Source organism: Vibrio sp. 2033 (assembly GCF_033339735.1).
In genome coordinates this window covers 154,770-169,163 of sequence record NZ_JAWOVC010000001.1, presented here as the reverse complement: position 1 = coordinate 169,163, position 14,394 = coordinate 154,770, and the positions used below count along the sequence as shown (strand labels likewise).

Annotated in this window: 11 protein-coding genes; 5 read left to right on the top strand and 6 right to left on the bottom strand. The window is 44.7% G+C overall.

Annotation, left to right across the window (positions count from 1 at the left end; all coding sequences use genetic code 11):
- Positions 1-44: 44 nt before the first annotated feature.
- Positions 45-629, bottom strand: coding sequence for an FMN-dependent NADH-azoreductase (locus tag R7P74_RS00710; protein ID WP_005377667.1), 585 nt, complete (start codon positions 627-629; stop codon positions 45-47).
- 185 nt (positions 630-814) lie between these two features.
- Here R7P74_RS00710 and hrpA point away from each other — a divergent pair, with 185 nt between their 5' ends.
- The 5 genes from hrpA (at position 815) to R7P74_RS00685 (ending at position 8,637) form a co-directional block, all read left to right on the top strand.
- Positions 815-4,801, top strand: a complete 3,987-nt coding sequence (hrpA, locus tag R7P74_RS00705; protein WP_213899349.1) for an ATP-dependent RNA helicase HrpA — start codon at positions 815-817, stop codon at positions 4,799-4,801.
- 182 nt (positions 4,802-4,983) lie between these two features.
- Positions 4,984-5,463, top strand: coding sequence for an outer membrane beta-barrel protein (locus tag R7P74_RS00700; protein ID WP_021033871.1), 480 nt, complete (start codon positions 4,984-4,986; stop codon positions 5,461-5,463).
- A 199-nt stretch (positions 5,464-5,662) separates the two neighbouring features.
- A complete protein-coding gene (locus R7P74_RS00695; RefSeq protein WP_005377661.1) occupies positions 5,663-6,178 on the top strand; it encodes an outer membrane beta-barrel protein in 516 nt (171 codons plus the stop codon).
- A gap of 362 nt (positions 6,179-6,540) precedes the next feature.
- Entirely contained in the window at positions 6,541-8,121 is a 1,581-nt protein-coding gene (locus tag R7P74_RS00690; protein ID WP_005377659.1) for a BCCT family transporter, read from the top strand.
- Positions 8,122-8,247: 126 nt separating this feature from the next.
- Positions 8,248-8,637 (top strand): ATP-binding protein, encoded by a 390-nt coding sequence (locus R7P74_RS00685; RefSeq protein WP_005377656.1) that lies wholly within the window; start codon positions 8,248-8,250, stop codon positions 8,635-8,637.
- A 19-nt stretch (positions 8,638-8,656) separates the two neighbouring features.
- Here the strand turns inward: R7P74_RS00685 and R7P74_RS00680 are convergent, their stop codons facing one another.
- From R7P74_RS00680 to R7P74_RS00660, 5 genes are all read right to left on the bottom strand, one after another.
- Complete coding sequence (locus R7P74_RS00680; protein WP_205390866.1) at positions 8,657-9,295, bottom strand: sugar transferase; 639 nt, start codon at positions 9,293-9,295, stop codon at positions 8,657-8,659.
- Between the two features lie 10 nt (positions 9,296-9,305).
- Positions 9,306-10,496, bottom strand: coding sequence for a glycosyltransferase family 2 protein (locus R7P74_RS00675; protein ID WP_258481122.1), 1,191 nt, complete (start codon positions 10,494-10,496; stop codon positions 9,306-9,308).
- Positions 10,489-11,607: a glycosyltransferase gene (locus tag R7P74_RS00670; RefSeq protein ID WP_054579476.1), complete on the bottom strand. Its 1,119-nt coding sequence runs from the start codon at positions 11,605-11,607 to the stop codon at positions 10,489-10,491. The genes R7P74_RS00675 and R7P74_RS00670 overlap by 8 nt, the downstream gene beginning before the upstream one ends.
- A 221-nt stretch (positions 11,608-11,828) precedes the next feature.
- The gene (locus R7P74_RS00665; RefSeq protein ID WP_005377649.1) at positions 11,829-13,262 is read right to left on the bottom strand and encodes a GumC family protein; all 1,434 of its coding nucleotides are present in this window, start codon (positions 13,260-13,262) and stop codon (positions 11,829-11,831) included.
- A complete protein-coding gene (locus R7P74_RS00660) occupies positions 13,259-14,383 on the bottom strand; it encodes a glycosyltransferase (RefSeq protein ID WP_318122512.1) in 1,125 nt (374 codons plus the stop codon). The genes R7P74_RS00665 and R7P74_RS00660 overlap by 4 nt, the downstream gene beginning before the upstream one ends.
- Positions 14,384-14,394: the final 11 nt, after the last annotated feature.

Sequence of the window (14,394 nt, the reverse complement as noted above, 5' to 3'; positions counted from 1 at the left end):
GATTGGCGCGAACCAATCCCTTTTGTATTCTGGTTTATTCTAACTTACGCCATTGTTGCAAGTTGGCTTTGCGCTTCTGAAATGCCTTTTGCAGCTGCATCTTCACCCATGTTTAGCGCTTCTGCGTAAACAAATTCCACATCAGTGATTCCTACAAAACCCAGTACAGTGCGTAGGTACGGCGTAACGTTGTCAGTTGGTGAATCTTTATGAATACCACCACGAGTCGTTACTACAATCGCCTTTTTACCTTCAATCAAACCTTGAACGCCGTTTTCTGTGTATTTGAATGTCACGCCTGCACGAGCAATCAAATCAATCCAGTTTTTAAGCTGAGTCGGGATGGTAAAGTTGTACATTGGAGCGGCAATAACCAAAGTGTCTGCGGCCTTTACTTCTTCAATAAGGGTGTCAGACAAGTCGACCACCGCTTGCTGTTCTTGTGAAAGATCTTCCGTAGCGCGCAGTGCAGTCGCAACGGCGAAGTCCAAAACAGGTAGCGGGTTTGCAGCCAAATCACGAACAGTAAGCTTGTCTTGGTCTACATTTTTGATGAAGTCTTCAACCAATTTGTTTGATTGAGAGTAATCGCCAAGGATGCTTGATTTTAGAGCTAGTACACGAGACATAATGGTTATTCCTTAAATAAGTGCTTTCGACTATGGGAGCCATTATAAGCAACGTAAGTGAGTTCAAAAGCCTAGCGATTCGCTGAACATGTTCGAAAAAATTGAATGAGCTTTCGGTTATCTTGTTACAGATCTTGTGTGATACAATCCGCGCAGTTTTTGTAATGAAAAGAATAGGAAACGCTTTGACTTCGTCACAGCCCCCAAAAAAGAATCTAGCTGAAGAGCAAGCGACACCGTCAAATGGTGCGCAAAAAGCGACAGCGAAACAAGCTCAAACACCTCAGGCTCAAGTGAATAGCGCGGCATCTCTGCGTAAAGCGCTGAATCAGTGCATGATGCGCGACCGTTTCCGCTTGAGTAAACGTATTTCTGGTGCAAGCAAAATTAAGAAGGACGCAGCGCGTAATGCTGTGTTCGACGAAATCGCATTAGACATCGCAAAATCCATGATGGTTGCAGAGCAGCGCAGCAACTACAAACCAACGATTGAATACCCAGAAATCCTGCCTGTAAGCCAAAAACGCGACGATATTGCGAAAGCGATCGAAGAAAACCAAGTGGTCATCGTCGCGGGTGAAACCGGTTCAGGTAAAACCACTCAGCTACCAAAAATCTGTGCTGAGCTTGGTCGCGGTAAATTTGGTCTGATTGGCCATACTCAGCCTCGTCGTCTTGCAGCGCGTTCGGTTGCTAACCGTATTGCCGAAGAGATGGAAACCAAGCTTGGTGAGTTTGTTGGTTACAAGGTTCGATTCAACGATCAGATCTCTGAAAATACCCAAATCAAATTGATGACGGACGGTATCTTGTTGGCTGAAATTCAGCATGACCGTTTCTTGAATCAATACGACACCATCATTATCGATGAAGCGCACGAGCGCAGCCTCAACATCGATTTCATCTTGGGTTACTTGAAAGAGTTGCTACCACGTCGTCCTGATTTGAAAGTAATCATCACGTCGGCAACCATCGACCCAGAACGCTTCTCAAAACACTTCAACAATGCACCAATCATTGAAGTATCGGGTCGTACTTACCCAGTAGAAACACGTTACCGCCCACTAAGCGGTGATGACGACAATGATCGTGACCAGCTTGAAGGCATCTTCGAAGCGGTAGATGAACTGTGCGATGAAGGTTTAGGTGACATCCTGATTTTCATGAACGGTGAACGTGAAATCCGTGATACCGCAGATGCATTGTCCAAACGTAATCTGAAGAGCACGGAAATTGTGCCGCTTTACGCGCGTTTGTCGGCAGGTGAGCAGAATAAGATTTTCCAACCTCATACTGGTCGCCGAATTGTACTGGCAACCAACGTGGCAGAAACCTCGCTAACTGTTCCGGGCATTAAGTACGTTATCGACCCGGGTACGGCGCGTATCAGTCGATACAGTTACCGTACTAAGGTTCAGCGTCTTCCAATTGAGCCAGTTTCTCAGGCGAGTGCGAACCAGCGAAAAGGTCGTTGTGGTCGTGTGGAAGAGGGTATTTGTATTCGTCTGTACTCAGAGGAAGATTTTGAGTCACGCCCAGAGTTTACTGATCCTGAAATCCTACGTACCAATCTAGCGTCGGTTATCTTGCAAATGACGGCACTTGGTTTGGGTGATATTCAAGCGTTTCCGTTTGTGGAAGCACCGGATAAACGTAACATCCAAGACGGCGTGCGTTTGCTGGAAGAGCTTGGTGCGATTAACTCTGAGGTAAAAGACCCGAAAAAGCGCCTGACTTCCATTGGTCGCCAATTAGCGCGTTTGCCAATCGATCCGCGCTTGGCGCGTATGGTATTGGAAGCGCCAAAATATGGTGCGCTTAAAGAAGTGATGATCATCGCAGCTGCCTTGTCGATTCAAGATCCACGCGAGCGTCCTTCCGACAAACAACAATCTTCAGACGATAAACATCGTCGCTTCTTCCATGAAGAGTCGGACTTCCTGACATTTGTGAATTTGTGGGAATACATCCAAAAGCAGCAAAAAGCCTTGTCTAGCAATCAGTTTCGCAAACAGTGTAAGCAAGACTATTTGAACTACTTGCGCGTTCGCGAGTGGCAAGACGTGTACTTCCAAATTCATCAGTCGATGCGTGAGATGGAGTTCAAGCTTAACGACGAGCCCGCTTCTTACCATGGCGTACACAGTGCCATTTTGGTTGGTTTGCTGTCGCACATCGGCATGAAAGACCAAGAAAAGAATGAATATCAAGGCGCGCGTAATGCTCGTTTCCATATCTTCCCTGCATCAGGTCTATTCAAGAAACAGCCTAAGTGGATCATGTCTGCTGAGTTGGTGGAAACCTCAAAACTTTGGGGTCGTATCATCGCAAAGATTCAGCCAGAATGGATTGAGCCGTTAGCTAAACACCTTATTAAACGCAGTTACAGCGAACCACATTGGTCGAAGAAACGCGCTGCGGTGATGGCGCACGAAAAAGTCATGCTTTACGGCGTACCAATCGTACCGAAACGCTTGGTCAACTACGGCAGTATCGATTCGACCATAAGTCGCGAAATCTTCATTCGTAGTGCATTGGTTGAGGGTGAATGGGAAACCAAACACGCGTTCTTTAAGCAAAACCGTAAGCTTCTGCAAGAAGTGGAAGAGCTTGAGCATAAATCTCGTCGTCGAGACATCTTAGTGGATGATGATGAGCTGTTTGATTTCTATGACCAACGCATTGGCACCGAAGTGGTGTCTGGTAAGCATTTCGATACGTGGTGGAAAAAGGCATCTAAAGAAAATCCGGAACTGCTGAACTTTGAAAAAGAGATGCTATTCAAGGGTGATGCTAGCCATGTGACCGATTTGGATTACCCGAACTTCTGGCATCAAAATGGTTTGAAGCTCAAATTGAGTTACCAATTTGAACCAGGCGATGATAGTGACGGTGTCACAGTGCATTTGCCGTTGCCGATTTTAAACCAAGTTGAACCAGCGGGCTTTGACTGGCAGATCCCAGGTTTACGCCATGAGCTTGTGGTTAGCTTGATTAAATCGTTGCCAAAGACAATTCGTAAGAACTTTGTGCCTGCGCCGAACTATGCCGATGCATTCTTAGCGCGCGTTACGCCAATGGAAGCTCCGCTGTTAGATTCATTGGAGAAAGAGTTGCGACGCATGACGGGCGTAGAAGTGCTGCGTGAAGACTGGAACTTGGAACAAGTACCTGAGCACTTGAAAGTCACGTTTCGTGCGGTTGATCACCGAAATCGTAAACTGAAGGAAAACAAAGACCTTCATGAACTGAAAGAAAGTTTGAAAGACAAAGTTCAAGAAACGCTTTCCAAAGTTGCGGATGACGATATCGAACAGCAAGGTCTGCATACGTGGAGTTTTGGAGAATTGCCGAAAGTGTATCAACAAAAACGTGGCGGCTACGATGTAAAAGCGTATCCGGCGCTTGTTGATACCAAAGACAGCGTTGAAATCAAACTCTACGAAACGGAGTACGAGCAGATAACGGCAATGCGTGCTGGTCAGCGTCGCCTAATTTTATTGAACGTACCGTCGCCAATTAAATATTTGCACGCCAACTTACCGAACAAATCGAAGCTGGGTCTGTACTTTAATCCATACGGCAAAGTGCTTGATCTGATAGATGACTGCATTGCCTGTGGTGTCGATAAGCTTATTGAAGAGCAGGGTGGTTTAGTTTGGGAGCCAGAGAAGTTCGAAGCGTTGAAAGAACACGTTCGTGCTGAATTGGGTGACACCGTTGTAGAGATTGCTCAACAGGTTGAGACTATTCTGACCACGGCGTTTAGCATCAATAAGAAGCTAAAAGGCAAGATCGACTTCACAATGGCGTTTGCTCTGTCCGATATCAAAGCACAAATTGAAGGCTTGATCTTCAAAGGCTTTGCAACGGAATGTGGCTGGAAACGCTTGCCGGATATTCTTCGCTACATGCGCGCGATAGAGCGTCGTATGGAGAAGTTGCCAATCGATCCAAACAAAGATCGTTTACATATGCTGAAGATTGAATCTGTGACTCAAGACTATAAAGAGTTGCTGAACAAGATCCCGAAAGGTGTGGCCATTCCTGAAAATGTAAAAGAAGTGCGTTGGATGATTGAAGAGCTTCGCGTGAGTTATTTTGCTCAACAATTAGGCACTCCTTATCCTGTTTCTGATAAACGAGTCAAAAACGCGATTGATGCTTGCTAATCAACCAGTAAAATAGTGTCAGGTTTGTAATTATCGCTTAAGAAGTTGCTGGTACACTAATTGCTAGTAACTCAATAAGCATTATTTTTTAGTTCTGGGAGGCAATAGTTCGCCTCCCTTTATTTGTAGTACCAACGACTGAGTTATGCAGACGTGGGAATAATAAAGAGTAAAGGTAGATGATGAAAAAAACTCTATTAGCAGTGGCGCTACTTGGCGCATCTTCTGCGGCAATGGCGGATTCTTGGATTTACGGTGGTGCAACAGTAGGTCAGTCTGACTACAAAGGTGAGACAGACACATCATACTCTGTTCACGTTGGTACAGGCATTCTACCTATCATTGGTGTTGAAGCTGGTGTAACACAACACGGTGAATTTAACGTAAATGGTCAAGACACTAAGCTAACTTCTTACTACGCAGCACTTAAGCCAAGCATCGACTTCGGTCCGCTACACGTGTACGCAAAAGGTGGTTTCCATCAGTGGGACAAAAAAGTTAAAGGCGGCAAAGACGATGACGATTTGGACCTAATGTACGGTGTGGGTGCTGAGTACTTCATTTTTGGCCCAATGTCTGTTGGTGCTAGCTACATGAACTACACTGCTGGTAAAGACGATATCAGCACGTTCTCTGTTAACGCAACACTACATTTCCTATAAGCGTCAAGCTTTCTAACACCATATGAAACACACCGGCTTTATGTCGGTGTTTTTTTGTCTGGAAGTCACAAAACAAAAGTTGAACATAAATTATTCACTTTTAGAGTCTTAAAATGCCTATGCTTTCCAATATATAGTGGCGATTAAATGCGCATATTTGCGTAATGTTTCGCTTAGGAATCGATCAGGAAGGGATAGTATGAAAAAAACACTCTCGTTATTCGCTCTAACGTTGTGCTCAACGTCAGCAATGGCTGACTCTTGGATTTACGCTGGTGGCCAAATTGGTCAGTCCGATATCGACAGCGAAAATGATACAACTTATGGTATTCATGTCGGTACTGGTATTTTGCCATTCATTGGCATTGAGGCAGGCTACTTTAACCACGGCAAAGTGGATTTATCTTTGAGTGGCAGCAGGGGTAGCGCTGATTTTGATTCATTCTATTTAGCGGCGAAACCTAGTATCGACTTCGGCCCGTTACACGTTTACGCAAAAGGCGGCATCAATGCATTCAACGTTGATTATGACGGTGGACTGAGAAACTTAGACAAAGATGATGGCGTCTCTTATATGTATGGTGTTGGTGCCGAATACTTCTTGCTTGACAATGTGTCTGTGGGCGCGAGTTATCAAGCGTTTGGCGTGGATATTGAAGGCGATAGCGATACCGTTAGCAGCGTAACAGGGAACATCACCTTCCATTTCTTATAACGCTCGCTGGATGAAAGGTTTGCTGATTTGGTTTCGTCGTTAATTGTGAAACCAAATCAGCGCAGGTCTTCTCTATTTGCGCAGTGACTGGCTATGAACTTAAGTATTTCTTGTGTCTTTTCTAGTCTACAACCTACGACAAAATCAATCGTTAGACCTCATAATTTTTGTGTTGATATTATTTCCCCTTCATCTGTCTCGAATTGAGCTTAAAATGCAATAAATCACGACTTTTTGCAAAAATATGTGATTGCTGCTAAAATTCTTCCCGCTTTAAAACTTTAGAGTTCAAATTAATGGAGGGCGGTATTGGAGTTCTTCTCACCTGAGGGGCGTTTCAAATTCACGTTAAATTTGTATTTATGGATAATGCATTTAAAAAATATAGTATTGATACAACCGATTATCAGGTTGGACAGGATAACGTTCAAAAGTGGGGATTCGATATACATAACCCGGTTTTTGGCATTAGTGCGGGGCTCGTTGTTTTCTGTCTGATTTCACTTCTTCTTGTTGAGCCAACCACTGCTCGAGACGTATTAAACGGTCTAAAAAACGGAATTATCGAACAGTTTGATGCGTTTTTTATGTGGTCGACAAACTTCTTCTTATTGTTCGCCGTTGCTCTTCTTTTTTCTCCGCTAGGTAAAATCCGCTTAGGTGGCAAAGAAGCAACGCCGGATCACTCAACCGTTTCTTGGTTGTCGATGCTTTTCGCCGCGGGTATGGGTATTGGTCTTCTGTTCTGGAGTGTGGCTGAGCCGACCGCGTATTTCACTGATTGGTGGGGAATGCCACTGAACGCAGTACCATACACCGAAGAAGCAAAATCCCTCGCGATGGGTGCCACTATGTTCCACTGGGGTGTGCATGGTTGGAGTATTTACGCACTCGTTGCACTAGCATTAGCGTTTTTTGCATTTAACAAAGGTTTACCACTTTCATTGCGCGCGGCGTTCTATCCAATTTTTGGTGACCGTGCATGGGGCTGGTTAGGTCACGTTATTGATATCCTTGCCGTTTTGTCGACGCTATTTGGTCTTGCAACGTCGCTAGGTCTGGGTGCTCAGCAGGCGACCAGTGGTATTAACCATGTCTTTGGTCTAGAAGGCGGCATTGGTACACAAATGATTGTGATCACCTTCGTTACCTTTATCGCGGTGCTATCAGTGATTCGTGGTATTGATGGTGGTGTTAAGCTACTGAGTAACGTCAATATGGTGGTTGCGTTTGCGCTGCTTATTTTCATTACCTTCATCACGTTTGATACGGCGTGGAGCTCGCTACGCGACACAACAATGGCTTACATTGAAAATATTATTCCATTGAGTAACCCTCACGGTCGTGAAGATGAAACTTGGATGCACGGCTGGACGGTATTCTACTGGGCTTGGTGGGTATCTTGGTCACCGTTTGTTGGTATGTTTATCGCGCGTGTGTCTAAAGGTCGTACGGTTCGAGAATTCTTATTCGCAGTCATCGTTATTCCTACAGTTGTTACTTTGATTTGGATGTCTGTGTTTGGTGGTATCGCGCTTGACCAAGTGGTGAATAAAGTTGGTGAGCTAGGTGCAAATGGCCTAACTGATATTTCATTGACTCTGTTCCATGTTTACGATGCGCTTCCGTATAGCTCAGTGATTTCAATGCTTTCTATCGTGCTGATTCTGGTATTCTTTATTACATCGTCAGACTCTGGCTCGCTGGTTATCGATAGTATTACCGCCGGTGGTAAGATTGATGCACCAGTACCGCAACGCATTTTCTGGGCGTGTATTGAAGGCGCAATTGCAGCCGTAATGCTGTGGGTTGGCGGTAAAGAAGCCTTGCAAGCATTGCAATCAGGCGTTGTTGCAACAGGGTTACCGTTTACTTTTGTTCTGCTGTTGATGTGCGTAAGTTTGGTGAAAGGGTTAAGAACAGAACTGCCAGCTTACAAATAAATACAACACGATCCATGATTGAGTTTAAATGCCGAGCCTAATGTGCTCGGCATTTTTTATTTCTACTTTTCTTTTCCAATAATTTCGTTACAGTTTAGGCTTATTCCCACCTCATTAAACTGCATTATGTCACTGGCTAAACTCATTCTTATTCGTGGACTTCCGGGGTCAGGTAAAACAACCTTAGCAAAACAACTGGCAATAGAGCTTGGTGCTAAGCATTTTGAAGCTGACATGTATTTTGAAAATGATGAAGGTGATTATCACTTTGAACCGGTTCAATTACCTCAAGCGCATGAGTGGTGTTTTCAGCAAACTAGAAAGTGGTTGAACAAAGGGAGAGTCGTGATTGTGAGCAATACGTTTGTTCGACATTGGGAGATGAAGCGTTACATGGACTACTGCATGAAGAAGCGCATCGAGGTGGAAATTAAAGTGTGTCACGGAGCGTATCAAAGCATTCATGACGTGCCACCAGCGACGATAGAAAAGATGCGCCGCCAGTGGCAAGAGTGACCGTTACCAGAACCGGAAGTTATTGACCTCGTCCGTCAATCATCACAACGAATGTTTTGCTCATGATTGAAAGGTCCATTGAAATCCAAGAGTAAAACGAACCTAAGCTTAGTGCGTAACTGTGGTCAAACCCAACTTTGCGTCTTACATCTTCAATGCATGCATCATAGCCTTGGTTAACCTGAGCTAAGCCTGTGATACCCGGTAACACGCCATATGTGCGCTCTACAAAGTAGGGGATTTCATCTTCCAATTTCTGGTAGAAAGCTGGGCGTTCTGGGCGCGGCCCAATCATCGACATTTCACCTTTCAACACATTAAACAGTTGAGGTAGTTCATCTAAACGCGTTTTGCGTAAAAAGCGTCCTACTGGCGTGATGCGGGGATCATTTTCAGTTGCCCATACTGCGCCAGAGCGTTGCTCTGCATCAATATACATGGTGCGAAACTTCATGATTTGAAAAAGATCCATTTTTTCTGGTGTGCAGCGTCCTACTCGCAATTGGCGATAAATCACAGGGCCTTTCGATGTGGTTTTGATCGCTAGCGCGATAAATGGGAAAAGTGGTGCAGTGACGACCAAAATAAGCATTGCAACCAGTACATCAAACGTTCTTTTCGCGTGGCATACATTTGAATCGTAGCGTGAGTTTTTCATGATGCTTTCCTTATTGGTTGACGCGTTTCCAACGTCCATTTTCCATTCCGAGTAAATACTTCATACCGCCGATAAAGTTGGCGAGATGACCAATGACGATGTAGCTAATCAGCTTAAAAGGTTTAATTGTGTTAAGTGCTGGCATCAAGTAAGTGATAAGCGCGATGCTATAAATACCAACTTGTGCGGACAGCATTACTTGAAACAGCGGATTGTGTGCCAGTAGTAGTGAGCAAATAAAGCAAACAATCATCAAATAGGGTGTTGCTAAGCGCAGAACCTTTCCCGATAGAAATGCAAAGGCAGTGCCACGATAACGAGGTAGCAGTAATTTCTTTAATTGCATGAGCTGCTGCATGTTACCCGCTGAAATTCTTAGGCGCCGCTTGAAATCTGCGTTGTCTGAGCTCTGTTCTAGTTCAAGAGCCAGCATGTTTGGCTCGTAAATAGCGCTATAGCCTCGCAAAACGATTCTCATAGGGAGAATAAAGTCGTCATTAATGGTGCTAACTTCCAGTGGTTCAAATAAGTGAGTTCTGAAAGTGTAAAACGCACCGTGGGAACCAATCGTTGAACCTAACAAAGATTCTTGGTGCTTTACTCGAGACTGGTATTGCCAATACGCCGCTTCACCTTGGTTATCAGTGCTCATTATTTGATATGTTGCGTTAACCACTCCAACGTTCTCATTTTGATAATGCTGACTAGCTAGCAATAGAGAATCGCAAGAAATCAATGCCGACGTGTCACTCAGTGCGGTAATGTCCGAGCTAACATGACGCATTTCTTCGTTGAGTAGGGCAACTTTACCGCGATTGACTTGGTGATCATTAATAATGAACAGAGTATCAGAGCAGATTGCTTCTTGAATTGTCGCTTGAGCAATCTCGGCTGTGTTATCTGTGCAGCCATCACATGCGATCACTACCCTTAATTTATCCCTCGGGTAATCTAGGCTCGCAAGGTTACGGATCTTCTCTGCTATCCATTGTTCTTCATTGTAGGCGGGCACGATGACAGTAATAGAGGGTAGCTGGTTATCTGTTTTGGAGGCTTTGTAAGCTCGCTCTACAAATGGTGCTTTGGTTTCGGCTTGCCGTTTTAAAGGAAGCCATTTAAGGAGCAGTGGGTACCCAACGTGATGATAGACAATCAAAAATGCGGATAAACCAAACCCTATAATCCAAAGTAAATCATTCATAGCTAGCCTCCTTGGCCAAACGTGAGTAGCGACTCACCATGTCTCTGATATCAAAGTGTTTGAGAATAAAAGTTCGAGGAGAACGGTGTGATGATTCCAGTTGTTGTGATAACGCTTCTGCCAACGAAAACACGCGATTTGCTTCAACCAGTGTGCTGTTGTTCGGACAGAGCGTCTCTTTCACGCCGCCAACATCCGTTGCGACGCAAGGAATGTCACATGCTTGAGCCTCGAGGGTTGAGAGAGGAAAGCCCTCCTGAAGTGATGGTAAGCAAAACAAGTCTAGGCTTTGGTAAAAGCTGGGCATATCGTCGACCAAGCCTAAAAAGGTTACTCGATCTTCAAGTTTTAACGTTCTAACTTGTGCTTCCAATTGAGTTCGCTGAGAACCATCACCTGCGATTGCTAGGTGTGTGTTTGGCGTAAGATGAGAGAAGGCTTCGATAAGCACTTTATGGCCTTTAACTGCTTCTAGACGCCCGGCAACGCCAATCACGATTTTGTCGGTTGGAAGTTCAAACAAGTGTCTTGTTGCCGTTTGGTCACCGCTTTTAAACTTCTGACAGTCAATCCCGTTATGGATAGTACAAACTTTGCGATACTTTAACTTAGTCTGTATTTGATGGGCGACAAAGTTAGCATCGGCAACCACTTGCGGGCGAATCATCGTTAGCAAAAGGGACTGTAGTCGAGCTGATTTTTTGTTATTAAGGTGCCATGCGTCGTGCTCGGTATGAATCACTACAGGTACGTGCGCTAAACGTGCAGCAATACCACCATACAGAAGTGGGCCGATATGATGGGTGTGGACCACGTCAGGCTTAAGTCCTTTGAGCATGGAAGTCAGCGTACTGATGGTTTTTCCGCTGAATCCAGGTTTCTTATTAAGAAAGTGCAGTTGGCCTTGGTAGGGCAATAGTTTTTGCCAGCCTTGTAGTGCATGTTCTTTGCTTCCTTCTAAGCTCACGACAAAAACGGAATGGTTTGGCTGCGCAAAACGAAGCATTTCTAGTACGAGCGTTTCTAAACCACCAGGAGCTAAGTGTTGCACGACGTGTAATATCACTTTTTTGCTGTGCTTAGTGTTATTGTGTTTTTGTCTGAATTCCATTTTCAAACCCTCGTTGAGTTCTTTGTTTATTTAGGAATTGCAGACTGCGTGCCAAAAAATTAATCATTTAAAAACAATGGGTTAATATTGATGTTTGTGAGACTTTATGTTTATTCTCAATTTGAGATTCATATTAGTGGACATGCTATGAGGCTGTATAAGGCAGTAGTAAAAGAAAAGCACTCGCCGACCGAGTGCTTGTAAATGAGTTCTTATGGCGGTTAGTTTCCGTACACTACGTTAGGTAAAGTGGTGATGACAGGAACACCAAGGTGTTTTTCTAATGCTCTTTTAGAGCGGATAGAGTTATCGGCTAACTCTAGTATCGTCGCTAATCCAATGCCTAAACCAGCGCCACCAATAAATCCTAAAATGACAAATACAAAACTAGGTAAGTTAGTTGGAATCGTTGGCGTGAACGGTTCATCAATGATTTTTACGCGCTTATTCTCTTCAAACTCTCCCAAAGAACCCGTTAGTTGGGCCATCTCATAGCGTTCGACGAGTTCATCATACATTTCTCTCTTCACTGCGACGTCACGAGCTAAGCGGTTGATTTCTGTCGCTGTGCTCCCAAATTGGTGCGCATTTCGCTCTAATTCTTGGATCATGTCTCGCAAGCTGTTGGTTTCTTCCGTAAGTGCTTCAAAACGTCCGCGCATCATTTGTAATTGATGTAGTTGGGAGACAAGTAGAGGCTGTGCTTCGCCAAGACTGTTTACTGTGGTATTGCTCGCGATATCCCATAGTTGAGCACTGTTTAGTTCTGGTTGTTTAGAGTTCAAGAGTACTGAGCGTTCCTGCTCCAACCGGTTTAATTCTCGCAACTTACCTTGCACTAAACTATGCGCCTCTGTGTATTTAGCGCGAAGCAGGGTAAGTTCACTACGAATGTCGATGATTTGCTCTTCCAGTTTACCGATAACCGGGTTCGTTTTGGATAGTTGTTGATCCAAACTGCCTAGACTTCGTGAAACACCAGCAAGCTCCGCCTCCTTTTCGGCTAGCGTTTGTTTGAGGCTAGCAAGGCGAGTAAGGCTTTGAGCTTGCATTTCGGGCGTCGCGTCTGAGTAAGTATTTTTATATTCTGCAAAGGCTTGCTCTGCCTTGTCTAGTTCTTCCCTGCGTTTGTTGATGTGGATAGTCAAAAAATGGCTCGAATCTTTAATCGAAGAACGCTCAGGAGCCAAAAGCTGTTCGACAAAATGCTCTCTGACAGACAGCAGCATCGACTCCATTCCTTCTGATTTACCACTTTGCAATTGAATTTGAATGAAGTCTTTACCGAGTGGCTGAACAGACAGGCGCGACGCGAGATCTTTTATGATGAACTCTTGCTCTTTTGCACTCATCTCGTCATTGATCAACGATTGTTCTTTTGCGACTGAATACAAAACGTGTCGGCTTTTTAGCAGAGTACTGAGTGCGCTCAATCGGTCTTTCAGCATTGTTGAGACGGCAAGGTCTTGAAGGAACGGGTTCATTTTCGCTGTCTCTTGAATAAGCATGCTGGTATGAGCAACATAAGTCGTCGGAACCAGTTTACTTACGATGAAACCCAGCACAGGCAATACAAGCATAGGAATAACGATCATGTAGCGACGTCTCCAAGCTCCATGTAACAGTACGCTGAGGTTTTCTCTTAAATCGTTCATAGCGCCCTCACTAATTTATCAACTTGGTTGGCTCTTGCTTCCCAGCTTTGCTGTTGAACAAATGACTTTGAATCTGTCGGTGGCGGTAGGAGGTGATCGAGACTGGCACGCACGTCTTCGACATCTTGAACCACATGAAGCATATGTTTGTAGGGCATTAATGCAGGAAACGGTGTGCTGATAACAGGGGTTCCTGTTGCCAAGTACTCAAGAAGTTTAAGCGGATTACATGCCTTGATTTGAGCGTTATCAACAAAGGGCAACCAACTGGCATCCCAGTGTTGGGAGTAACGTGGCAGAGTGTGATGCGCTCTCGGGCCCAGGTAGTATACGTTGCATCTTTGTGGAAGTGGATTATCACTGAACTCGTTAGGGCCGATGAACACGAGATCCCAGTCAGGCGCTTGGTCTGCGACTTGGGCAATTAAGTCGTAGTCTAACCATTCAGACAAACTGCCATAAAAGCCCAGCACTTTGCTACCATTATTAGGAAAATCTTCAGCCTTAGGTGCTGGCTCAGAAAACAGACTAAAGTCGACACCGTGAGGCAAAGTGACGGTTTTATGTGATGGAAACTTGGTGGAGAGCGTATCGCTTGCCGTAAAGATAACGTTGGCCGCATTAACAAGAGTACGTTCGTGCTTTGTTACCGTGTCGTGGTCAACACCAGCTAAAGCGCTAAAGTCATCGCCACAATAGTAAATCAGTCCACGTGGATTCATTTCTGCACAAACATCGGCAGCAGTCGGGAGCGACGTCCAAAATACAGGCTTATCAAAACCAAGAGCTTGTAATTGTTTGTTGAGTTGGTGTTTCATCATCTTAGCGGCCACTTTTCTTGCTAATGCAGAATTAGGGGCAGGAATGGTGAGCAAGTTGATGATGTGAATGTTTGGGTTTGTTTCAGAGTCCAATGTTGGCTTGTGTGAGCCTACGTTATGAAATACACGAGTGAGTTTGTTTAACGCACGCTGTATGTCTTTAGAATCCAGCTTAGGTTGACGAAGGCCAATGGAGTTCACCCAAAGGATTCGATGGTTCGCTGCTAGTCGCTTGACAATATGCTGAGTGGAAGAGGGTAACCCACCAAAATCTTCTCCAAATACTACGATGTCCGTCATGTGGCTCTCCT

What these genes read in the sequence shown, in the direction of transcription:
- R7P74_RS00710 (WP_005377667.1), bottom strand. Translation starts at nt 629, where the DNA reads ATGTCTCGTGTACTAGCTCTAAAATCAAGCATCCTTGGCGATTACTCT.
- R7P74_RS00700 (WP_021033871.1), top strand. Translation starts at nt 4,984, where the DNA reads ATGAAAAAAACTCTATTAGCAGTGGCGCTACTTGGCGCATCTTCTGCG.
- R7P74_RS00695 (WP_005377661.1), top strand. Translation starts at nt 5,663, where the DNA reads ATGAAAAAAACACTCTCGTTATTCGCTCTAACGTTGTGCTCAACGTCA.
- R7P74_RS00690 (WP_005377659.1), top strand. Translation starts at nt 6,541, where the DNA reads ATGGATAATGCATTTAAAAAATATAGTATTGATACAACCGATTATCAG.
- R7P74_RS00685 (WP_005377656.1), top strand. Translation starts at nt 8,248, where the DNA reads ATGTCACTGGCTAAACTCATTCTTATTCGTGGACTTCCGGGGTCAGGT.
- R7P74_RS00680 (WP_205390866.1), bottom strand. Translation starts at nt 9,295, where the DNA reads ATGAAAAACTCACGCTACGATTCAAATGTATGCCACGCGAAAAGAACG.
- R7P74_RS00675 (WP_258481122.1), bottom strand. Translation starts at nt 10,496, where the DNA reads ATGAATGATTTACTTTGGATTATAGGGTTTGGTTTATCCGCATTTTTG.
- R7P74_RS00670 (WP_054579476.1), bottom strand. Translation starts at nt 11,607, where the DNA reads ATGGAATTCAGACAAAAACACAATAACACTAAGCACAGCAAAAAAGTG.
- R7P74_RS00665 (WP_005377649.1), bottom strand. Translation starts at nt 13,262, where the DNA reads ATGAACGATTTAAGAGAAAACCTCAGCGTACTGTTACATGGAGCTTGG.
- R7P74_RS00660 (WP_318122512.1), bottom strand. Translation starts at nt 14,383, where the DNA reads ATGACGGACATCGTAGTATTTGGAGAAGATTTTGGTGGGTTACCCTCT.